This window comes from Mixta gaviniae (assembly GCF_002953195.1).
GTDB lineage: Bacteria > Pseudomonadota > Gammaproteobacteria > Enterobacterales > Enterobacteriaceae > Mixta > Mixta gaviniae.
The window spans coordinates 3,802,848-3,824,071 of record NZ_CP026377.1; the positions used below are offsets into that span (position 1 = coordinate 3,802,848).

The 21,224-nt window shown below is 59.0% G+C and carries 19 protein-coding genes and 1 riboswitch; of the genes, 8 read left to right on the forward strand and 11 right to left on the reverse strand.

Annotation, left to right across the window (positions count from 1 at the left end; genetic code table 11):
• Window positions 1-92 precede the first annotated feature (92 nt).
• On the reverse strand, window positions 93-830 hold the full coding sequence (locus C2E15_RS17790; RefSeq protein ID WP_104958555.1) for a 1-acylglycerol-3-phosphate O-acyltransferase: 738 nt from the start codon (window positions 828-830) through the stop codon (window positions 93-95).
• A gap of 108 nt (window positions 831-938) precedes the next feature.
• The gene (gene parC / locus C2E15_RS17795) at window positions 939-3,212 is read right to left on the reverse strand and encodes a DNA topoisomerase IV subunit A (protein ID WP_104958556.1); all 2,274 of its coding nucleotides are present in this window, start codon (window positions 3,210-3,212) and stop codon (window positions 939-941) included.
• A gap of 261 nt (window positions 3,213-3,473) precedes the next feature.
• On the opposite strand from parC, the gene C2E15_RS17805 reads away from it, so the two are divergent.
• Together C2E15_RS17805 and C2E15_RS17810 are read left to right on the forward strand one after the other, a co-directional pair.
• Window positions 3,474-4,055 carry an NAD(P)H-dependent oxidoreductase gene (locus C2E15_RS17805; protein ID WP_104958558.1) on the forward strand — a complete coding sequence of 194 codons (582 nt, stop codon included), beginning with the start codon at window positions 3,474-3,476 and terminating at the stop codon, window positions 4,053-4,055.
• Window positions 4,056-4,089: 34 nt separating this feature from the next.
• Window positions 4,090-4,401, forward strand: a complete 312-nt coding sequence (locus tag C2E15_RS17810; RefSeq protein WP_104958559.1) for a putative quinol monooxygenase — start codon at window positions 4,090-4,092, stop codon at window positions 4,399-4,401.
• A gap of 189 nt (window positions 4,402-4,590) precedes the next feature.
• On the opposite strand, the gene parE is transcribed toward C2E15_RS17810, so the two are convergent.
• The 5 genes from parE to nudF are packed head-to-tail and all read right to left on the reverse strand — an operon-like array spanning window position 4,591 to window position 9,047.
• The gene (gene parE / locus C2E15_RS17815; RefSeq protein WP_104958560.1) at window positions 4,591-6,486 is read right to left on the reverse strand and encodes a DNA topoisomerase IV subunit B; all 1,896 of its coding nucleotides are present in this window, start codon (window positions 6,484-6,486) and stop codon (window positions 4,591-4,593) included.
• Between the two features lie 49 nt (window positions 6,487-6,535).
• The gene (yqiA, locus tag C2E15_RS17820; protein ID WP_104958561.1) at window positions 6,536-7,117 is read right to left on the reverse strand and encodes an esterase YqiA; all 582 of its coding nucleotides are present in this window, start codon (window positions 7,115-7,117) and stop codon (window positions 6,536-6,538) included.
• Window positions 7,118-7,119: 2 nt separating this feature from the next.
• A complete protein-coding gene (cpdA, locus tag C2E15_RS17825) occupies window positions 7,120-7,947 on the reverse strand; it encodes a 3',5'-cyclic-AMP phosphodiesterase (protein WP_104958562.1) in 828 nt (275 codons plus the stop codon).
• A 42-nt stretch (window positions 7,948-7,989) separates the two neighbouring features.
• Window positions 7,990-8,415 carry a DUF1249 family protein gene (locus C2E15_RS17830; RefSeq protein WP_104958563.1) on the reverse strand — a complete coding sequence of 142 codons (426 nt, stop codon included), beginning with the start codon at window positions 8,413-8,415 and terminating at the stop codon, window positions 7,990-7,992.
• Window positions 8,412-9,047, reverse strand: a complete 636-nt coding sequence (nudF, locus tag C2E15_RS17835; protein ID WP_104958564.1) for an ADP-ribose diphosphatase — start codon at window positions 9,045-9,047, stop codon at window positions 8,412-8,414. The genes C2E15_RS17830 and nudF overlap by 4 nt, the downstream gene beginning before the upstream one ends.
• Before the next feature lie 215 nt (window positions 9,048-9,262).
• Here nudF and tolC point away from each other — a divergent pair, with 215 nt between their 5' ends.
• The 3 genes from tolC (at window position 9,263) to C2E15_RS17850 (ending at window position 12,769) form a co-directional block, all read left to right on the forward strand.
• Window positions 9,263-10,741 carry an outer membrane channel protein TolC gene (gene tolC / locus C2E15_RS17840; RefSeq protein WP_104958565.1) on the forward strand — a complete coding sequence of 493 codons (1,479 nt, stop codon included), beginning with the start codon at window positions 9,263-9,265 and terminating at the stop codon, window positions 10,739-10,741.
• A gap of 199 nt (window positions 10,742-10,940) precedes the next feature.
• The gene (locus tag C2E15_RS17845) at window positions 10,941-11,600 is read left to right on the forward strand and encodes a DUF1190 family protein (RefSeq protein ID WP_104958566.1); all 660 of its coding nucleotides are present in this window, start codon (window positions 10,941-10,943) and stop codon (window positions 11,598-11,600) included.
• 8 nt (window positions 11,601-11,608) lie between these two features.
• Window positions 11,609-12,769 (forward strand): glutathionylspermidine synthase family protein, encoded by a 1,161-nt coding sequence (locus C2E15_RS17850; RefSeq protein ID WP_104958567.1) that lies wholly within the window; start codon window positions 11,609-11,611, stop codon window positions 12,767-12,769.
• 129 nt (window positions 12,770-12,898) lie between these two features.
• Here the strand turns inward: C2E15_RS17850 and ygiD are convergent, their stop codons facing one another.
• A complete protein-coding gene (gene ygiD, locus C2E15_RS17855) occupies window positions 12,899-13,684 on the reverse strand; it encodes a 4,5-DOPA-extradiol-dioxygenase (protein ID WP_104958568.1) in 786 nt (261 codons plus the stop codon).
• A 194-nt stretch (window positions 13,685-13,878) separates the two neighbouring features.
• Here ygiD and zupT point away from each other — a divergent pair, with 194 nt between their 5' ends.
• Window positions 13,879-14,646, forward strand: a complete 768-nt coding sequence (gene zupT, locus C2E15_RS17860; protein ID WP_104958569.1) for a zinc transporter ZupT — start codon at window positions 13,879-13,881, stop codon at window positions 14,644-14,646.
• A gap of 142 nt (window positions 14,647-14,788) precedes the next feature.
• The gene (locus tag C2E15_RS17865) at window positions 14,789-15,172 is read left to right on the forward strand and encodes a cell wall hydrolase (protein WP_104958570.1); all 384 of its coding nucleotides are present in this window, start codon (window positions 14,789-14,791) and stop codon (window positions 15,170-15,172) included.
• Between the two features lie 96 nt (window positions 15,173-15,268).
• Here the strand turns inward: C2E15_RS17865 and ribB are convergent, their stop codons facing one another.
• Window positions 15,269-15,925 carry a 3,4-dihydroxy-2-butanone-4-phosphate synthase gene (gene ribB / locus C2E15_RS17870; protein ID WP_104958571.1) on the reverse strand — a complete coding sequence of 219 codons (657 nt, stop codon included), beginning with the start codon at window positions 15,923-15,925 and terminating at the stop codon, window positions 15,269-15,271.
• A 98-nt stretch (window positions 15,926-16,023) separates the two neighbouring features.
• Window positions 16,024-16,175: riboswitch (FMN riboswitch) on the reverse strand.
• 146 nt (window positions 16,176-16,321) lie between these two features.
• On the opposite strand from ribB, the gene ubiK reads away from it, so the two are divergent.
• The gene (gene ubiK, locus C2E15_RS22130) at window positions 16,322-16,768 is read left to right on the forward strand and encodes a ubiquinone biosynthesis accessory factor UbiK (protein ID WP_245912305.1); all 447 of its coding nucleotides are present in this window, start codon (window positions 16,322-16,324) and stop codon (window positions 16,766-16,768) included.
• Window positions 16,769-16,853: 85 nt separating this feature from the next.
• On the opposite strand, the gene hldE is transcribed toward ubiK, so the two are convergent.
• Both hldE and glnE read right to left on the reverse strand, forming a co-directional pair.
• A complete protein-coding gene (hldE, locus tag C2E15_RS17880) occupies window positions 16,854-18,275 on the reverse strand; it encodes a bifunctional D-glycero-beta-D-manno-heptose-7-phosphate kinase/D-glycero-beta-D-manno-heptose 1-phosphate adenylyltransferase HldE (RefSeq protein WP_104958572.1) in 1,422 nt (473 codons plus the stop codon).
• An 86-nt stretch (window positions 18,276-18,361) separates the two neighbouring features.
• Window positions 18,362-21,220: a bifunctional [glutamate--ammonia ligase]-adenylyl-L-tyrosine phosphorylase/[glutamate--ammonia-ligase] adenylyltransferase gene (gene glnE / locus C2E15_RS17885; protein WP_104958573.1), complete on the reverse strand. Its 2,859-nt coding sequence runs from the start codon at window positions 21,218-21,220 to the stop codon at window positions 18,362-18,364.
• Between the last annotated feature and the right edge of the window lie 4 nt (window positions 21,221-21,224).

Sequence of the window (21,224 nt, forward strand, 5' to 3'; positions counted from 1 at the left end):
CCATAGCGGTGCGCGTGGCGCCAGGCTGACGCGGTCCGTTTTTATTGTTGTTCAGGAATTGCTGTGCGGGCCGCGGCTGCGGCCCGGATGAATTATAACTTGCCGCTGGCTTCGCGCTCGGCGACTTCGGCGTCCAGTTCGTTAAGCTTGGCCTGCATCAGCTCGCGGCAGTGGGTCGCCAGCTTGCGCACCGAGGTATTCTCAAATGCGGTGACGTCAACCGGCGGCAGCATCTCCACAATCACCAGCCCGTTTTTCCAGCGGTTCAGCTTGATTTTATCGTGGGTGGTTGAAACCACGATCGGGATAATCGGCACGCCCGCCGCAACCGCCGCATGAAACGCGCCGGTTTTAAATGGCAGCATACCGCGACCGCGGCTGCGCGTCCCTTCCGGGAACATCCAGAAGGAGATACGTTTTCTTTTAAACTCATCGACCACTTTAGCGATGGTGCTGTGCGCTTTGGCGCGGTTGTCGCGATCGATCAGCAGGTTGCCCGTCAGCCAGTAGAGCAGGCCAAAAAAGGGGATCCACAGCAGGCTTTTTTTGCCTACCGTCACCGTGGTCGGCTGCACGATGTTCGCCGCAGTGATCATATCGTAGTTGTTCTGATGGTTGGCGATATAAATCGCGTTGCCGTACTGGTCCGCGCCTTCCGGTCGACGTATTTCAACCTTCACGCCGAACAGCGGCGCCAGCGCGCCGAACAGGTGGCCGAAGGTGGCAACATGACGCGGGTTTCGCGGTGAAAAAAGGCACCAGATACAACCAAATACACAAACCAGAATTGAATAAATAACAACTATCAGGGTACGTAAAATTACCAGCATAACGACCTCATTGTGGCTTCCGCCTAAGTATACCGGCTTTATGTGAAAACACACCGGTATTGCACCGGCGCGCGGCCCTGCCGACGCGCCGGTTTCCCTGTCCGCTTATCAGGCTTCGCTGTCGTCGGCGACGGCGCGCGTCGGCGCGTCGATTTCAACACGGTCGATGCGCTGCAGGCCGCGCGGCAACAGCGTGCCGCGACGTCCGCGTTCGGCACGGAACTTCTGCAGCTCTTCCGGGCGCAGCGTCAGCTTGCGCTTACCGACATAGAGCGTGATGGCGCTGCCCGGCGGCAACAGGTAGAGCCAGGCGAGACGATCTTCGCCGCTGGCGGCCTGCGCCGACGGGATAGAGATAATCTTATTGCCTTTGCCCTTCGACAGCTGCGGCAGATCGCCCACCGGGAACAGCAGCATGCGGCCGGCGGCGGTAATCGCCAGCAGCATATCGTCGTCGCTGTGGATCGCCATTGGCGTCATCACCTTCGCGTTTTCCGGCAGCGTCAGCAGCGCCTTACCGGCGCGGTTGCGCGATACCAGATCGGCGAAGGTGCAAACAAAGCCGTAGCCGGCATCGGAGGCCATCAGCAGACGCTGATCGTCCGCTTCCATCAATACCTGTTCCACCACCGCGCCCGGCGGCGGCGTCAGCTTGCCGGTCAGCGGCTCGCCCTGACTGCGCGCTGACGGCAGCGTGGTCGGATCCAGCGTATAGCTGCGGCCGGTGGAGTCGATAAAGGCCACCGGCTGATTGCTCTTGCCGCGCGCGGCCGCCAGATAGCTGTCGCCCGCTTTATAGCTCAGCCCGGCCGGATCAATATCGTGGCCTTTCGCGCTGCGCACCCAGCCCATCTGCGAAAGTACGATAGTGACCGGCTCGGAGGGCACCAGCTCATTTTCACTGATCGCCTTCGCCTCTTCGCGCTCGTTCAGCGGCGAACGGCGATCGTCGCCGTAGGCTTCGCTGTCGGCCTGCAGCTCTTTTTTCAGCAGCGTGTTCATGCGGCGCTCGGAGGCCAGCGTCGCCTGCAGCTGATCGCGCTCTTTCTCCAGCTCGCTCTGCTCGCCGCGGATTTTCATCTCTTCCAGCTTCGCCAGATGGCGCAGCTTTAACTCAAGAATCGCTTCCGCCTGGGTTTCGCTGATACCAAAACGCGACATCAGCTCCGGCTTCGGCTGATCTTCGCTGCGGATGATCTCGATCACGTCGTCGATATTAAGGAACGCCACCAGCAAGCCTTCAAGGATATGCAGGCGCTTCAGTACCTTATCCAGACGATGCTGCAAGCGACGGCGCACCGTATCGCGGCGGAACACCAGCCATTCGCTAAGGATCTCCAGCAGGTTTTTCACCGCCGGACGGTTATCCAGCCCGATCATGTTCAGGTTGATACGGTAACTTTTTTCCAGATCGGTGGTGGCGAACAGGTGGTTCATTACCTGATCAAGATCGACGCGGTTGGAGCGCGGCACCAGCACCAGGCGGGTCGGGTTTTCATGATCCGACTCATCGCGCAGATCTTCTACCATCGGCAGCTTTTTATTGCGCATCTGGTTGGCGATCTGCTCCAGTACGCGTGCGCCGGAGACCTGATGCGGCAGCGCAGTGATCACCACTTCGCCATCTTCTTTTTTCCACACCGCGCGCTGACGCACCGATCCGCGGCCGCTCTGATAGATCTTACGGATCTCGCTGCGCGGGGTGATGATTTCCGCTTCAGTCGGGAAATCGGGCCCCTGCACGATATCGAGCAGATCGTCCAGCGTGGTTTTGGGATTGTCGATCAGCGCCATGGTCGCTTTCGCCACTTCGCGCAAGTTGTGCGGCGGAATATCGGTCGCCATGCCGACGGCGATGCCGGTGGTGCCATTCAGCAGAATGTTCGGCAGGCGCGCCGGCAGCATTTTCGGCTCATTCAGCGTGCCGTCAAAGTTCGGCACGAAATCGACCGTGCCCTGCCCCAGCTCGCCCAGCAGCACTTCGGCGTAACGCGACAGGCGCGATTCGGTATAACGCATGGCGGCGAACGATTTCGGATCGTCCGGCGCGCCCCAGTTGCCCTGGCCATCTACCAGCGGATAGCGGTAGGAGAAGGGCTGTGCCATCAGCACCATCGCTTCGTAGCAGGCGCTATCGCCGTGGGGATGATATTTGCCCAGCACGTCGCCGACGGTACGGGCCGATTTCTTGAATTTCGCGCTGGCGTTCAGCCCCAGCTCCGACATCGCATAGACAATGCGGCGCTGAACCGGCTTCAGGCCATCGCCGATATAGGGAAGCGCCCTGTCCATGATGACGTACATGGAATAGTTCAGGTACGCATTCTCGGTAAATTTATGCAGGGCAAGACGCTCTGCACCATCCTGCGTCAAGTCACTCATTATGATTCCTCACGTTGCGGCGGGCGGCAGCGCGCCGCATGGCGATCTGTTTGGCGAGGATAGTACCTTATCTGATGCGGCGCTGTCACAGATTAGTCATCGTCCGGCGCGCGGTTTTCGGGGGCGGGTTTTATCGCTTTTAACCGCATATTTTTCAGCGATTATTGCGCTGTGCGCAAAAGTGTTGTGATCAAACGCACATTTTTCTTTGCCGGCTGCGCGCGTACACTGCCCGCAGCGTTTTCAACGGAGCAACGAACAATGAGCAAGATTTTAATCCTTGATGCGGGCAAAGCTTTCGCCCATTCCAAAGGTGAACTGAACCACACGATGGCTAACGTCGCCGAGACCTTTCTGCGCGATCAGGGCCATGATGTTCAGGTGACCCGCGTCGACGACGGTTATGACATTAAAGAAGAAGTCCAGAAGTATGTCGACAGCGACGTAGTGATTTACCAGATGCCGGGCTGGTGGATGGGTGAGCCGTGGATCCTGAAGAAATATATCGATGAAGTGTTCACCGAAGGCCACGGTTCGCTCTACGCCAGCGACGGACGCACCCGTTCCGACGCCAGCAAAAAATATGGTTCCGGCGGCCTGCTGCAGGGCAAAAAGTATATGCTGTCGCTGACCTGGAACGCGCCGCTGGAAGCCTTTACCGATCCGGAGCAGTTCTTCGAAGGCGTCGGCGTGGATGGCCTCTATCTGCACTTCCATAAAGCGAACCAGTTCCTCGGAATGGAAGGGCTGCCGACCTTTATCTGCAACGACGTGATCAAACAGCCTGATATTCCACGCGATATCGCGCGCTATCGTGCGCACCTGGCGGAAATCTTTGCTTAACTTAAAGCACTGAAAATTTTACCAGGGGCACATTATGCTGACAGTTGTAGCTGAGATTTGCGTCAAGCCGGGCCGCCGCGAGGCGGTGCTGGCGGTGATACAGGCGCTGACGCCGACCGTTCTGCAGGAAGAAGGCTGTAGCAAATATCAGGCGCTGGTCGATCATCAGGCGCAGGTGCCGTGGAAGCAGAACCTGCCCGACTCCATTTTTATGCTGGAGTATTGGGATAGCCTGCGTCATCTGGAGCAGCATCAGCAGCAGCCGCATATGGAAGCCCATCGCGAGCGGATTAAGGATGATGTGCTGGATGTGAAGATCTTCGTAATGGAGCAGCCTGCGGCTTGAGTGTCGGACACTGCCGCGCGCTGAGCGCCGCACGCGCGCCGTCAAGTCTCAGGGTGTCGCTTCACGCAGCCGCCTCGCCGCTGCCGGCATAATAAAAAACCGCCCGACCATCGCAAAATGGCCGGGCGGTTCTGTTTCGCGCCGCTGCGGCGCAGGGTAAGGGGCACGCGGCCCCTGCGACGGCGAGGCTTATACCTCGATTTCCGCCTTGTCCCCTTTTTCCTGCAGCCAGTTGCGTCGATCTTCAGAGCGCTTTTTGGCCAGCAGCATATCCATCACTGCCAGCGTCTGCTCCACATCTTCATCGCTGACTGTCAGCTGCACCAGACGACGGGTATTAGGATCGAGCGTGGTTTCGCGCAGCTGCATCGGGTTCATTTCGCCCAGCCCTTTAAAGCGCTGCACGTTCGGCTTGCCCTTTTTACGCTTCAGCTGCTCCAGCACGCCATCTTTCTCTTCCTCATCCAGCGCGTACCAGACCTCTTTACCGAGATCGATACGGTAGAGCGGCGGCATCGCCACGTAGACGTGGCCGCCCTTCACCAGCGAACGGAAGTGACGTACAAACAGCGCGCAGAGCAGCGTGGCGATGTGCAGGCCGTCAGAGTCCGCATCTGCCAGGATGCAGATCTTGCCGTAGCGCAGCTGGGTGAGATCTTCGCTGTCGGGATCGATGCCGATCGCCACGGAGATATCATGCACCTCCTGCGACGCCAGCACTTCGTCCGACGAGACTTCCCAGGTGTTAAGGATTTTGCCTTTCAGCGGCATGATCGCCTGATATTCGCGATCGCGCGCCTGCTTGGCGGATCCGCCCGCCGAGTCCCCTTCGACCAGAAACAGCTCGGTTTTGCTCAGATCCTGCGCGGTGCAGTCAGCCAGCTTGCCGGGCAGCGCCGGGCCGCTGGTCAGCTTTTTACGCACCACCTTTTTCGCGGCGCGCATACGGCGCTGCGCGCTGGCGATCGCCAGTTCCGCCAGCTGTTCAGCCGCCTGCACGTTCTGGTTCAGCCACAGGCTGAAGGCATCTTTCACTACGCCGGAAACGAACGCGGCGCACTGACGCGACGAGAGACGCTCTTTGGTCTGGCCGGCGAACTGCGGATCCTGCATTTTTACCGACAGCACATAGGCGCAGCGATCCCAGATATCTTCCGCCGACAGCTTGACGCCGCGCGGCAGAATATTGCGGTATTCGCAAAACTCGCGCATCGCATCGAGCAGCCCCTGACGCAGGCCGTTGACGTGCGTGCCGCCCTGCATTGTCGGGATCAGGTTGACGTAGCTTTCCGTCAGCAGCTCGCCGCCTTCCGGTAGCCAGAGCAGCGCCCAGTCCACCGCTTCGACGTCGCCGGAGAAGCTGCCGACGAACGGCGCTTCCGGCAGGGTGATCAGGCCGTTCACCGCCTCGCTCAGGTAGTCGGTAAGGCCATCCTGATAGCACCAGCGCTGCTCGGTATTGTTGACCTTGTCTTTGAACACGATCTCCACGCCCGGGCAGAGTACCGCTTTCGCCTTCAGCAGATGCGACAGGCGCGATACAGAGAAGCGCGGGCTGTCAAAAAAGCTGCCGTCCGGCCAGAAGTGGACGCGGGTGCCGGTATTGCGCTTCGCCACCGTGCCGGTGACGGTCAGATCCTGCACTTTATCGCCGTTTTCAAAGGCGATGTCATACACCTCGCCGTTACGGCGCACGGTGACTTCCACGCGCTTCGACAGGGCGTTAACCACGGAGATGCCGACCCCGTGCAGACCGCCGGAGAACTGGTAGTTTTTATTGGAGAATTTGCCGCCGGCGTGAAGACGGCAGAGTATCAGCTCAACTGCCGGTACGCCCTCTTCCGGGTGAATGTCCACCGGCATGCCGCGTCCGTCATCGATCACTTCCAGTGACTGATCGGCGTGCAGGATCACTTCCACGCGCTTCGCGTGGCCGGCCAACGCTTCATCAACGCTGTTATCGATCACTTCCTGGCCCAGATGGTTGGGACGCGAAGTATCGGTGTACATTCCCGGACGACGACGAACGGGTTCGAGGCCGCTGAGTACCTCAATGGCATCAGCGTTATAGCTGGATTGAGTCATCGTATCGTTCTGAATTGGTGGCTTAAAAGGGTTATACGATCCCGCGGCGTCAGGCGCGATTCAGACCGATAAAGTCGAGAATCGATGGGAAAAAGCGTTCGAATCCGGTGAAAGCGTGATTACCGCCCTCTTCAACCGTTTGGCGGCAGGCCTGGTAGTAATCCAGCGCCTGACGATAATCGAGTACTTCATCGCCTGTCTGTTGCAGCAGCCAGATCAAATCCGGCGACTCAAGCGGGTCAATCTGCATGACTTTCAGATCGTAAATGTGGCGAGACTCTAACACATATTGCTGGCCGGTGTATGGATTCTCGTTGACGCCAAGATAATTGAGCAGCAGGTCAAACGGGCGCACCGCCGGGTTGATGACCACCGCCGGCAGCATGAAGCATTGCGACAGCCAGGTAGCGTAATATCCGCCCAGCGAGGAGCCGACGACGCCCAGCGTTTCGCCGGCGCGCGCCAGCACGATCTCCTCCAGCAGCTGCGCCGCGTCGGCCGGCCACGCCGGCAGCTGCGGTACCAGCATTGTCACCTGCGGATGGTGCGCCGCCAGCCAGCGCTGCAGCTGCGTCGCCTTCGCCGAGGCGGGTGAGCTGTTAAAACCGTGCAGATAAAGCAGCGTCGCCATACTCAGTACCCTTCGGAATCCAGATCGGGCGTAAAGGCGCGGCTCGCCAGCCGTTGTACCCGGGTTTGCACCGCGCCGTTCTCATCCAGCTCCAGCCAGCGCCAACCCGGCGCCACGGCGTCAATGGTAAAGTTGGTGCAGTGCGGCTTGAACTGTACGCAGGTCGACGGCGTCGCCAGCAGGCGGCGGCCGTGCCACTCCACATCCATCTCCTGATGAATGTGGCCACAAATCAGGGTGTTCGCCAGCGGATAGGGCTGCAGTACCGCCTCCAGCGCGTGCGGGTTACGCAGGCTATGCTGATCCAGCCAGCTGCAGCCCGACGGCAGCGGATGATGATGCAGCAGGATCAGCGTGTGACGATCGGCGGTTTGCGCCAGCGTTTTCTCCAGCCAGTCGAGCTGGTAATCGCTGAGCATGCCGTGCGGCACGCCCGCCACCTGGCTGTCGAGCAGCAGCAGCTGCCAGCGTTCGCCGATAAACACCTGCTTGGCTTCAGCGATGCCCGAGCGCGCCAGCGTGCCGAACATCGCCGGCTGAAAATCGTGATTGCCCGGCAGCCAGACGCAGGGCGCCGGTAAGCGCCCAATGCCCTCAGCGAAGTGCTGATAAGCCTCAGGGGTGTGATCCTGCGCCAGATCGCCGGTAGCGATGATCAGGTCGATGGGCTGCTGCTCCGCCTCGATGGCGTCCAGCACCGCGTTGAAACTGGCCCAGGTATTCACGCCCAGCAGCGTTTCATGTCTGCCTGAAAAAAGGTGGGTGTCCGTTATTTGTAATATCCTGATACTGGCCCCACTCACCACAGGAAGTTTTAGCAGGCTATCCAAAGAGTTTCCTTAATCTCTACGCCATATCAAGGTTATCGCGGCTTACCAGGCCGGAACGGCCATCGCGCCGTGCGACAAACAATAACGCAGCCAGTCAGCGAGGAACTGGTTGATTTGATGCTTTTCATCACGCTGATGCAATTTTTTATTCGGGTAATCATAACGCGCTTTAAAGCGATAGATCTGCTGCGTTGAACACACTTCAGCAACCATCGCGTCGTGATAGAGCCGTACAGACATGGAAGGCAGGCTCCAGTAACTGACGGCGGGCGCGGTTTGGCGGATTTCCACCAGGGTGGTGTAACGTGTCGATTCGGTAATGGTGATGCTGTAGCTGGCGCCGTTTACCTGATAGGTCACCGTGGCCCCCGCTTCATCGTCGCGCGGCAGCAAACGACGCAGCTGCGCGAAGTTCGTTTCGCTCAACCGCATCATTTCGGGAAAATCAGGGACGTAGCGCTTGATCATGTTGGATTCCACTCTTTTCGCAATTTCTCATAGTGCAGCATCAGCCATTGCAGGGCGATGACGGAGGCCGCGTTGTCGATTTTCCCCTCTTCCACCCAGCGATAAGCCTGTTCACGGCTTACCACATGCACAAGAATATCCTCATTCTCATCCTCCAGACCGTGGCATCCTTGCGCCACGCTGGCATCCACTTCTCCCACCAGCACCGACAGGCGTTCGCTGGTGCCACCCGGACTCGCCAGGTAGTTAATCATCGGCTGCACGCGGCCGACTTTCAGGCCCGCTTCCTCTATCGCTTCGCGACGCACTACTTGCTCCACGCTTTCACCGGGTTCGATGATCCCGGCCACTAATTCCAGTAGCCAGGGCGTTGGGCTGGTGTCATAAGCGGGAATGCGGATCTGTTCGATCAGCACCACTTCATCGCGCAGGGGATCATAGGGTAGCAGGACTGCGGCATGTCCGCGCTCAAAAACTTCGCGCACCACTTCATCGCTCATCTGGCCGTTAAACAGGCGGTGCCGAAAACGATAGCGGACCAGAGAAAAAAATCCTTCATAGAGTGGCTCGCGTGCAATAATTTCTACATCGTTTTTGCTGAAAGTCACTGGGTATTTTGTATTTTCGACCATAAGACCGGTGTCCTTTACAGTGGGGATAGTGACGAAGGGTTTCAATTACGCTTCGCCCGGAAGGGTGGTTCTTTCTGAATTATTTACGTAAATTAACGGAAGATGGCACGTTCAGCCAACTTATCAATCTGGCACACTCTGGTAGAATCGGCGCATATTTTTTTCGCTTATGTCAGCGCTACCATAGCAACTTTGCTGCACTACAAGGAATGCAAATGAAGAAACTGCTCCCTTTACTTATTGGCCTGAGCCTGGGCGGCTTCAGCGTAGCAAGTCAGGCGGAGAACCTGCTGCAGATTTACCAACAGGCCCGACTGACTAACCCCGATCTGCGCAGTTCAGCGGCTGACCGTGACGCGGCATTTGAAAAGATTAATGAAGCCCGCAGTCCGCTGCTGCCTCAGCTGGGTCTGGGCGCCGATTACACCTATACCAGCGGCTATCGCGACAGCAGCGACACCCATTCGAATACCACCAGCGGCTCCCTGCGCCTGACGCAGACCATTTTCGATATGAGCAAATGGCGCGCCCTGACGCTGCAGGAAAAGAATGCCGGTATTGAGGATGTGACCTATCAGACGGCTCAGCAGAACCTGATGCTGAACACCGCCACCGCCTACTTCAACGTGCTGCGCGCCATCGATTCGCTCTCCTATACGGAAGCGCAGAAACAGTCGATCTATCGTCAGCTCGATCAAACCACGCAGCGCTTTAACGTAGGCCTGGTGGCGATCACCGACGTGCAGAACGCCCGCGCGCAGTATGATAACGTGCTGGCCAACGAAGTTTCGGCGCGCAACCAGCTGGATAACGCGCTGGAAACGCTGCGTCAGGTGACCGGTAACTACTACCCGACGCTGGCATCGCTGAATATCGATCGCTTCCGTACCGATAAGCCGCAGCCGGTGAGCGCGCTGCTGAAGGAGGCGGAAAGCCGCAACCTGAGCCTGCTCTCCGCCCGCCTGTCGCAGGATCTGGCGCGCGAACAGATTCGCTATTATGAATCTGGCCATATGCCGACGCTCGATCTGAGCGCCTCCAGCAATTTGTCTAACAACAAATATGGCGGCAGCCGTGCCGTGCAGAGCGACAGCATCACCGGCAGCAACCAGGTAGGTCTGAGCTTCAGCCTGCCGCTTTATCAGGGCGGCCTGGTCAACTCTCAGGTGAAGCAGGCGCAGTACGCCTTCGTCAGCGCCAGCGAGCAGCTGGAGAGCGCGCATCGTTCTACCGTGCAGACCGTACGTTCTTCCTTCAATAACATCAACGCCTCTGTCAGCAGCATCGAAGCCTATAAGCAGGCGGTGGTTTCCGCGCAAAGCTCGCTGGATGCGATGGAAGCAGGCTACCAGGTGGGCACGCGCACTATCGTCGACGTGCTTGACGCCACCACCACGCTCTATAACGCCAAGCAACAGCTTTCCGATGCGCGCTACGATTACCTGATCAATCAGCTGAACATCAAATCTGCCCTCGGCACGCTGAACGAGCAGGATCTGCAGGCGCTGAACGCCAGCCTCGGCAAAGAAATCCCGACCTCGCCGGAAACGGTGGCGCCGGAAAACCCGCAGCAGGACGCGGCGGCCGATAGCGGCACGCAGCTGCAGGCGGCAGGCAATCAGCAGGCTGAACGCACCGCCCCGGCGGCTCGCCCTGCAGCGGCGCGCCAGGACGGCAACCCGTTCCGCCACTGATAGTGAAACCGGGCCGCTGAACCTTCCGGGTTTAGCGGCCGCAACGGTCGCTTCTTTTTCCCCTTCCTCGCTTATCTGAATCCGCCTCCCGTTTGAACGTATAGCTAAGTAAATATGCAGGCACAGCGCCGTCCATTGCTTCATTTTTGAACCGGTTTAACCTATCCTTTGCGCTACCTTTGGGCAGAGGACTATCCCCATGAAACGGACAAAAAATATTCATCTCGACGCCTTCCGCAAGAGTTGGCGCGCCCGTCATTTGACGCCTGTGGCGCTGGCAGTTACCGCTGTGTTTATGCTGGCCGGCTGTGAGCAGGCGGATGAGACGGTTTCCCTGTATCAAAATGCCGATGACTGTAGCAAAGCGAATCCGGGCCAGAGCGCGCAGTGTACGACGACCTACAACAACGCCCTGAAAGAGGCAGAAAAAACCGCGCCGAAATATGCCTCACGCGAAGATTGCGTCGCGGAATTCGGCGAAGGCCAGTGCCAGCAGGCACCGACACAGGCGGGCACCAATGCGGAAGCGCATCAGAGCGGCAGTTTCTGGATGCCGCTGATGGCGGGCTATATGATGGGTCGCCTGATGGGCGGTGGCGCGGGTTTTGCGGCGCAGCCGCTGTTCAGTTCTAAAAACCCGGCCAGCCCGATGAACGGCAAATTCGTCGACGCCAGCGGCCGCAACTACGGCACCGCCACGCCGGGCCGTACCATGACGGTGCCGAAAACCGCGCTGGCGCCGAAGCCGGCGACAACCCGTACCGTTACCCGCGGCGGCTTCGGTGAAAGTGTTGCCAAACAATCCACCATGCAGCGCAGCAGCGCCACCGGCACCAGCAGCCGTTCGATGGGAGGCTAATCAGCCTGATGAAACGCATTCCTATCGCTGAACGCCCTGACTGGCGCGCCCGCGCCACCGAATACGGTTTTGGTTTTCATACCATGTATGATGAGCCTTACTGGTGCGAAGACGCCTACTACCAGTTTACGCTGGCCCAGGTGGATTATCTGGAAGAGACCACCGCCGAGCTGCATCAGATGTGCCTGCAGGTGGTGGATAAAGTGGTTAACAGCGAAGCGCTGCTGGATAAGTTCCGCATTCCAAAACATACGTGGGACTTTGTGCGCGCCTCGTGGAAAACCTCGCAGCCGTCGCTCTATTCGCGTCTCGATCTCGCCTGGGACGGCAACGGCGACGCGAAGCTGCTGGAGAACAATGCCGATACGCCAACCTCGCTGTATGAAGCGGCTTTCTTTCAGTGGTTATGGCTTGAGGATCAGCTAAAGGCCGGCAACCTGCCTGCCGGCAGCGATCAGTTCAACAGCCTGCAGGAAAAGCTGATCGACCGTTTCGCCGTTCTGCACCAGCAGCACGGTTTCGGCCTGCTGCACTTCACCTGTTACCGCGACAGCGAAGAGGATCGCGGCACGGTGCAATATCTGCAGGACTGCGCCAGTGAAGCGGGATTGCCCAGCGAGTTCCTCTTTATCGATGACATCGGGCTTGGCGAGAAAGGTGAGTTCACCGATCTCAACGATCAGGTGATCGGCAACCTGTTCAAGCTCTATCCGTGGGAGTTTATGCTGCGTGAGATCTTCTCCACCAAGCTGAACGACGCTGGCGTGCGCTGGCTGGAACCCGCGTGGAAGAGCATTCTTTCCAATAAGGCCCTGCTGCCGATGCTCTGGCAGATGTTCCCGAACCACCCTAATTTACTGCCGGCGTATTTTGCCGAAGATAACGTTCCATCAATGGATAAGTATGTGGTGAAGCCGCTGTTTTCACGCGAGGGCGCCAATATTCGTATTGTCGAACGGGGCCAGGAGATTGCGCGCGTTGACGGGCCTTACGGCGAAGAAGGGATGATAGTGCAGCAGTTCCATCCGCTGGCGAAGTTTGGCGACAGCTATACGCTGATCGGCAGCTGGCTGGTGGACGATCAGCCTGCCGGCATCGGCCTGCGCGAAGATCGTGCGCTGATCACCCAGGATCTTTCACGTTTCTATCCGCACGCTTTTATTGAATAGCCTGAACGGGCAGCGTCCTGCTGCCCGCCTTTACCGTAACGCGCAGCCGCTACGTCGGCATAAACAGTCTCAGCGCTATCTCGCGGTCCTGTCCGCATGAATAGAGCGGCTTATGCGGCGGTGACCTCGCTATCCTACCTGTACCGATAACATACTGAGCGTTGCCATCTCGATGCCCTCTACCGGCACCGTGACCGGCTCATCCGCCTGGCGCGAGCCAAGAATATAGAGCAGCGGCAGATAGTGTTCCGGCGTCGGATTCGAAAGCGCCGCGCCGTGGTGTTGCATAAAGTTCACCAGTGGATGCGCCCCGGCCTCACCCTGCCAGCGCAGATTGTCGCGGACATATTGCTCAAAGGCGCTTGCCCATGGCAGCGGTTCGGCCCCCTCCTCCCAGCGCGCCAGGCGCAGGTTATGCACCACATTGCCGCTGGCAACCAGCATCACGCCACGATCGCGCAGCGCCGCCAGCTTCTCTCCCATCTGAAAATGCCAGGCAGCAGGCTGCGTGCCGTCGATGCTCAGTTGTACTACGGGAATATCCGCTTCAGGGTACATTTTAATCAGTACGCCCCATGCGCCGTGATCCAGCCCCCAGGCGCTATCAGCATGCACCTTCACCGGCGCCAGCAGCGCGGCGATCTCCTGCGCCAGCGCCGGCGATCCGGGTGCCGGATAACGCGTATCGAACAGCGCCTGCGGGAAGCCGCCAAAATCGTGGATGGTGCGCGGCCTTTCCATCGCGGTGACCGCTGTACCCCGCGTATACCAGTGCGCCGAGATCGCCAGAATCGCTTTCGGCTTCGGCAGGCTGGCGCCCAGCTGACGCCAGGCCTGGGTATAGCGGTTTTCTTCCAGCACGTTCATCGGGCTGCCGTGTCCAAGAAAAAGCGCCGGCATACGGGTAGGGTTCATGAGTTCCTCAACGGTGCATCAGTTTCGTTGAGCATCACATTACGCCCATCAGCGCAGAGATGCAGGCGGATAAGCGTGACGATCATATTCAATATTTTTGAAGATTATTCAGACAAAACTTTACGCAATACCCCCTCGCTTTTTGTCAGAATTTCAATAGTCTTAATACGAATGATTATCATATGGAGTCTGCCATGTCGGTTCCTTTACTTCTGACTATTCTTGCCGGCGCCGCGACCTTCCTCGGCGCGTTCCTGGGCGTAATAGGCCAGAGGCCCTCTAACCGCATGCTGGCCTTTGCCCTGGGTTTCGCCGCGGGCATTATGCTGTTGATTTCTCTGATGGAGATGCTTCCCGCCGCGCTCGGCACCGAGGGGATGTCGCCGCTGCTGGGCTACAGCATGTTTCTGCTGGGCCTGCTCGGCTATTTTGCGCTGGACCGCCTGCTGCCCCACCAGCATCCGCAGGATTTAATGACGCCGACGCAGCAGCCGCGGAGCCTGCGACGCACGGCGATGTTGCTGACGCTGGGGATCAGCCTGCATAACTTTCCTGAAGGTATCGCTACCTTTGTCACCGCCAGTAGCGATCTGGAACTGGGGCTGGGCATCGCGCTGGCGGTAGCCATCCATAACATTCCCGAAGGGCTGGCGGTAGCGGGCCCGATGTATGCCGCTACCGGCTCTAAAGCGCGTGCGCTTTTCTGGGCCTGCCTTTCCGGCATGGCGGAAATCCTGGGCGGCCTGTTGGCGTTTATGGTGCTTGGCCCGGTTCTTTCACCGGTGGCGATTGCGGCGATTATGGCGGCGGTGGCCGGCATCATGGTGGCCCTGTCGGTGGATGAACTGATGCCGCTGGCGCGCGAGATAGATCCGCACAATAACCCGAGCTATGGCGTTCTGTGCGGCATGACGGTGATGGGTTTTAGCCTGACGCTGTTGCAAACCAGCGGTATCGGCTAGTGCTATTAATCTGAAAATAATCACGCAGACAATGATAAATCAACAGGATAGTTGCTCTGCGCGATTTTCAAGACCTGTCTGGTAGGCGCGCTACCTGCCGCTTCGTACACTTCCGTCACCTCTGGACGATGACGGAAACAATATGCTGGCTCAAGGTGCCCTGCTGTGTCTGGCTCTGAATATTTATCACGAAGCGCGTGGAGAACCGTTAAAGGGACAAATCGCGGTAGCGTCGGTAACCATGAACCGGGCAAACTGGGACATCACGAAAATTTGCCCGGTGGTTTACGCCCCCAAACAGTTCTCATGGACGCATCTGACGAAAAGCGCTTTCAGCTACCCGCCGGATGCCGATAAAGGCTGGCAACGGGCACAACAGATAGCTCACCAGATTATTAACGGCGAGCTTTCTGATGTGACTAACGGCGCAACCTACTACCATAACCAAACCGTTACGCCTGCCTGGCGCACTGCGTTTGCCCGTACCGCCACTATCGGCAATCATATTTTCTATGCAAAACGATAAAGCAGGCCTCGGCTGAGTCAGGCGACGGACTCAAACAGCAATAAAAAAAGCCGGGACTCCCCGGCTTTTTTATAGGCGCTATCAGGCCAGAAAGCGTTAGCTCGCCTGGCGGGTCTCGTGGCTGCGACGCCAGGAGATCAGATCTTCGATAGTGACCAGCGGCATGTTGTGCGCTTTAGCAAACACAATCGCTTCCGGCGCACAGGCCATGGTGCCGTCATCGTTCGTCAGTTCACACAGTACGCCCGCCGGTTTAAACCCGGCCAGCGTCACCAGATCGATGGTCGCTTCGGTATGGCCGCCACGCGTCAGCACACCGCCTTCACGCGCCCGTAACGGGAAAACGTGGCCGGGACGGCTCAGATCGCTGGGCTTCGCATCGTCAGCAATCGCGGTACGAATGGTGGTGAGGCGGTCTTTAGCCGATACGCCGGTAGTTACGCCGCGCGCCGCTTCAATTGTAACGGTAAAGCCGGTGCCGAAGGAGCTGGTGTTGTTTTCCACCATCATCGGCAGATCCAGCTCCTGACGGCGCTGTTCGGTGATGCAGAGGCATACGATGCCGCTGCCGTGACGGATAGAGAGCGCCATCTGCTCGACGGTCATGGTTTCGGCGGCGAAGATCATATCAGCTTCGTTTTCACGATCTTCATCGTCCAGCACCATTACGCCGCGGCCTTCGCGCAGCGCTGCGATGGCGCGTTCCACACGCTGTTCCGGCGTGCCAAATTCAGAAAGTAGCGTCTGATTCATGGTAAATAAACCTTATCAATATTGTGGTTACCAGAATCAGGGCGTGCTTGAGGAGTGCATAAAAATAACGCGCGGCGAGCCCGTAGCTCGACGAGAATCGTTATCCTCTCCCATCCGGACTTTAACCGTCGGCCCCGGAATCACACCGGATCTGCTGACCTTCCAATCGGGCGATCGGAAGCGCTCGCGGGCTTTCAGCTGTTGCTGATTTACCGCCGGTGGGGAATTTCGCCCCGCCCTGAGAATAAGCGAATTCACTATAGCGCCAAACAAGATGTGCGGCAACGCACAATAGCAGCATATGCTTATCCGTTTTCCGCAACTGCCATTTTAGGTTTATCCTTTTCCTGACAGGCATTACACTTAAGTTATCTTTGTTGCGACCAGGAAACCGCCATGATTGACCCGAAAAAAATTGAACAACTCGCTCGTCAGGTGCATGACGCGATGCCGCGCGGTATTCGCGAATTTGGCGATGACGTTGAGAAGAAGATTCGTCAGGTCCTGCAGGCGCAGCTGACGCGCATGGATCTGGTAAACCGCGAAGAATTTGACGTGCAGACACAGGTCCTGTTGCGCACCCGTGAAAAGCTGTCCGTACTGGAGCAGCGTCTGGCTGCACTGGAAGGCCAGAGCGGCGGCTCTGCCGCTGCTACGCCTGCGCATACAGCCGCTGCACACTCAGCGGCAGCGCCTGCCCCTGGTATTACGCCTGCCGCGCCGCAGAACGCGACGGCAACGCCTTTGACGCCGGCATCGCAGGGCGCTTCCGCCTCTGCGCCGCCGACCTCGCCGGCAGCGCCAGCCTCAACGGACGGCGTTAAAACGGTCGATCCGCAGTAACGCTGCGGTGAGGCGCCGGCGGTAAGCGTCCCGGCAGGCTGAGAGGCTAACTCATCAGCCTGTCGATGCGCTTTTCCGGCCGTTTCTACGAGCGAATACGCTTGATGATATTGGTGGTGGAAATCCCATCTTCAAAGTTCAGCACGCGTACTTCGCCGCCGTTAGCCCAGACTTCTTCGCTTCCGGCGATCTGTTCCGGCTTATAATCTCCGCCTTTCACCAGCAGATCCGGCAGAACGCTGGCGATTAACCGCTGCGGCGTATCCTCTTCAAACGACACCACCCAGTCGACTGATTCCAGCGCACCTAATACGATCATGCGATTTTCCAGCGGATTGACCGGACGGCTGTCGCCCTTCAGGCGTTTAGTTGAAGCATCGCTGTTGACCGCTACGATCAGGCGATCGCCCAGCTTACGCGCATTTGATAAGTAGGAGACATGCCCGGCGTGCAGAATGTCGAACACGCCGTTGGTCATCACCACTTTTTCGCCGCGCTGACGCGCCATCGCCACCGCCTCTTTCAGCTGCGCTTCGGTCATAATGCCGAAGCCGCTCTCCGGACGCGCATGAATGGCGTTTTCCAGCTCCACCGGTGATACGGTGGAAGTACCGAGCTTACCGACCACCACGCCCGCCGCGGCATTTGCCAGGAAACAGGCGGCTTCCAGATCGTCGCCCGCCGCCAGCGAGGCGGCCAGCACGCCGATAACGGTATCGCCGGCGCCGGTCACATCGTACACTTCCTGCGCCTGGGTCGGTAAATGCAGCGGCGCTTTGCCCGGCTGCAGCAGTGTCATGCCGTTTTCCGAGCGCGTCACCAGCAGCGCGGATAGCTCATAGTCGGCCACCAGCTGCATGCCGCGCTCGACGATGTCAGCTTCATCCTTGCATTTGCCAACCACCGCTTCAAACTCGGAAAGGTTAGGCGTCAGCAGCGTCGCGCCACGATAGCGTTCGAAATCGGTGCCTTTCGGATCCACCAGTACCGGCACATTTGCCGCGCGCGCCAGCTGGATCATCTGCTGCACGCTGGCCAACGCCCCTTTGGCATAATCGGACAGCACCAGCGCGCCCGTGTGTGGCAGCGCGGCGGCGATGCGCTGATGCAGCGGCTCAGGATCGATGCCTTCAAAGCCTTCTTCAAAATCCAGACGGATCAGCTGCTGGTTACGGGAAAGAATTCGCAGTTTGGTAATGGTGGGATGCGTCGGCAGCGCAACGAAATCGCACTTCACGTTGACGTTTTGCAGGCTGACGCCCAGCGCGCGCGCCGCATCGTCAACGCCGGTCAGGCCGACAAGACAAGATGACGCGCCTAGCGCGGCGATGTTCATCGCCACGTTGGCTGCTCCGCCCGGCCGCTCTTCCACATTGTCTACTTTCACCACCGGCACCGGCGCTTCGGGTGAAATACGGCTGGTAGGGCCATACCAGTAGCGATCCAGCATCACATCGCCAACCACCAGCACTTCTGCACGGTTAAATTCGGGCAGTGTCACTTTCATTACAGAGACTCCAGACTGCAGTAAAAATATTGCGCGCGATAATAGCACAGCTGCGTCAAAACGCTGCGCCGCGCATCAAGGTTCCGTCAGGCGCCGCCCGGGGCGGTTTGCAGCCAGCGTTGCCAGCTCTCCTGAACGATCTGCCGCTCATGGCTAAACGCCTCCGGCGCAACGTGGCCGGCCTGCTCCTGCAGCGCCAGATGGTGCAGCTCATCGCGCAACGTAACGTACGCCTCGGTCAGCGCATCCGCTTCCTGCTGCGTGATTTTGTTATGCCGCGCCAGCAGCGCCAGAATGCGCACGTTATCGGACCAGCCCGTCAGCCCCGGCTCCTGAGCCGCATAGCGCAGCACCAGATATTGCGTAATAAATTCGATATCCGTGATCCCGCCAGCATCCGCTTTGATGTCCCAGCGGCTTTTGTGCTTATGGCTCAGGTGCGCATACATCTTTTCACGCATCTCGCGCACTTCGGTTTGCAGGAGCGCCGCCTCGCGCGGCAGGCAGAGGATCTGTCGGCGGATCGCTTCAAAACGCTGGCTTAGCGCCGGTTCGCCATAGACGATGCGCGCCCGCACCAGTGCCTGATGCTCCCAGGTCCAGGCCTCCTGGCGCTGATACTCTTCAAACGCCTCCAGCGTGCTGACCAGCATGCCGGCGGAGCCGGAAGGCCGCAGGCGCGCGTCCACTTCATAGAGAATACCGGAGGAGGTGCGAGTACTGAACAGATGCATGACGCGCTGCGCCAGGCGCAGATAAAACTGGCGGCCGTCGATGGCGCGTTCACCCTCGGTCACAGCCTCCGCCGGACAATTATGCAGGAACACCAGATCAAGATCGGAACTGTAGCCCAGCTCCCAGCCGCCAAGCTTGCCATAACCGACCACGGCGAAGCCGCGTTCGTCCTGCTGCAGATGCGAAGGCCGCCCGTAACGCTGCACCATCATATTCCAGGCCTGCTGCACCACCGCCTGAATCATCGCCTCGGCCAGCCAGGTCAAATGGTCGCTGACTTTCATCACCGGCAGCGTGCCTGCGATATCCGCCGCGGCGATGCGCAGCTGCTGCACCTGCTTAAACTGACGCAGCGCTTCCAGCTGCTGCTCCTCATCTTCTTCCGGAATACGCAGCAGATACTGCCGCAGCTCATCCCGATAGGCATCGGTCGCGGTAGGCTGATAAAGCGTGGCGGGATCCAGCAGCTCATCCAGCAACAGTGGATAACGCGCCAGCTGGCTGGCGATCATCGGCGAGGCGGCGACCAGCCGGATCAACTGCTTCAGCGCGCCGGGGGATTCGGTTAACAGCTCCAGATAGGTAGTGCGGGTCACCACGCCCAGCAGCAGCGGAATAAGACGGCGCAGGGTGCTATCCGCATCGACGCGCGCGCAAACTTCGTTCAGCAGGCGCGGCATCAGCTGATCGAGCGCCAGCCGGCCGCGCGGGCCGATGGTGCGCTTATCCACGTCCTGACGGAATTCCGTCAGCGTGCGCAGCAGATTTTTCCTTGCCTCGCCATCAAGATGCGTCAGCAGGCTATCCAGCTCGCTCTGCTCCAGCTTGTCGTGCCAGAGTTCGCTCATCTCCTGGTTTTCGCTCTCGTCCGCGCCATCCGGCGTATCTTCGCCGATCAGCTCGTTGAAGATCAGCCGCACCTGCGCCATCTGCTGCTCCAGCGTTTGATGCAGCGCCGCCCAGCTTTCGCATCCCATCGCCCAGGCCAGACGCGCCTGATTCAGTTCGTCGGCCGGCAGGGTTTGCGTCTGTTCGTCATTGATGCTTTGCAGCAGGTTTTCCAGCCGCCGTAAAAAGAGATAGGCTTCGCGCAGCGCGTTAACCTGCGGCTGCGTCAGCAGATGCAGCGCTTCAATCGCAGAGAGAGTCGGCAGCAACGCGCGCTGCTGCAGGGTACGCTCGCGGCCGCCGCGAATCAGCTGAAACACCTGCACGATAAATTCGCATTCGCGGATACCGCCGGCGCCGAGCTTGATATTGTCCTTCAGGCCACGCCGCCGCACCTCGCGGGCAATCATGCCTTTCATATTGCGCAGCGACTGAATCACGCTGAAATCGATATAGCGGCGGTAGATAAAGGGACGTAGCATCTGCTGCAGCTCCTGGCTCCAGCGGTCGTCGCTGTCGCCCATCAGGCGCGCCTTAACCATGGCATAGCGCTCCCAGTCGCGCCCTTGCTCCTGGTAGTAATCCTCCAGCGCGGCGAAGCTAAGAACCAGCGGGCCGCTGTCGCCAAACGGCCGCAGACGCATATCTACGCGATAAACGAAGCCGTCCGCCGTCGGCTGATCGAGAACCTTAATCAGGCGCTGACCGAGCCGCGTAAAGAATTGCGCGTTATCCAGCTCGCGTCGGCCGCCGCGGGTCGCGCCGTTTTCCGGCCAGACGAAAATAAGATCGATATCAGAGGAGAAGTTCAACTCGCCGCCGCCCAGCTTCCCCATGCCGAGGATCAGCAGCGGCTGCGCCTCGCCCGCCGCATTGCAGGGGGTACCGAACTCAACGCAGCAGGCTCGCCACAGCCAGTCGCGCGCTGCGACTATCAGGGTTTCCGCCAGCGCGCTCAGCTGCCGCAGCGACGCCTCGGTGCCGCTCTCGCCGGTGTTTTGCATCCAGGCGATACGCGCCATCATGCGGCGCCGAAACAGACGCAGCTCCCGCATCAGTGCCGCTTCATCGCTCACGGCCTCCAGCTGCGCATTCAGCCAGTCGGCGTAATGTTGCCACTCAGCGGGCTGCGGCGGCTGCTCGCTTAACTGCTGCCACCATTCCGGGTGCTGCTGCAGGCTATCGGCGACAAAATCACTGAAAGCCAGCACCGCCTGTTGTTGAATGCTCAGCGACGTCAGCGGGCGATCCAGCCGCTGTGCCGCTTTTTCCGCTTGCTGCTGCAGCAGTGCAGGCAGCGGTCCGGTAAATGTTGGCAGCATAACC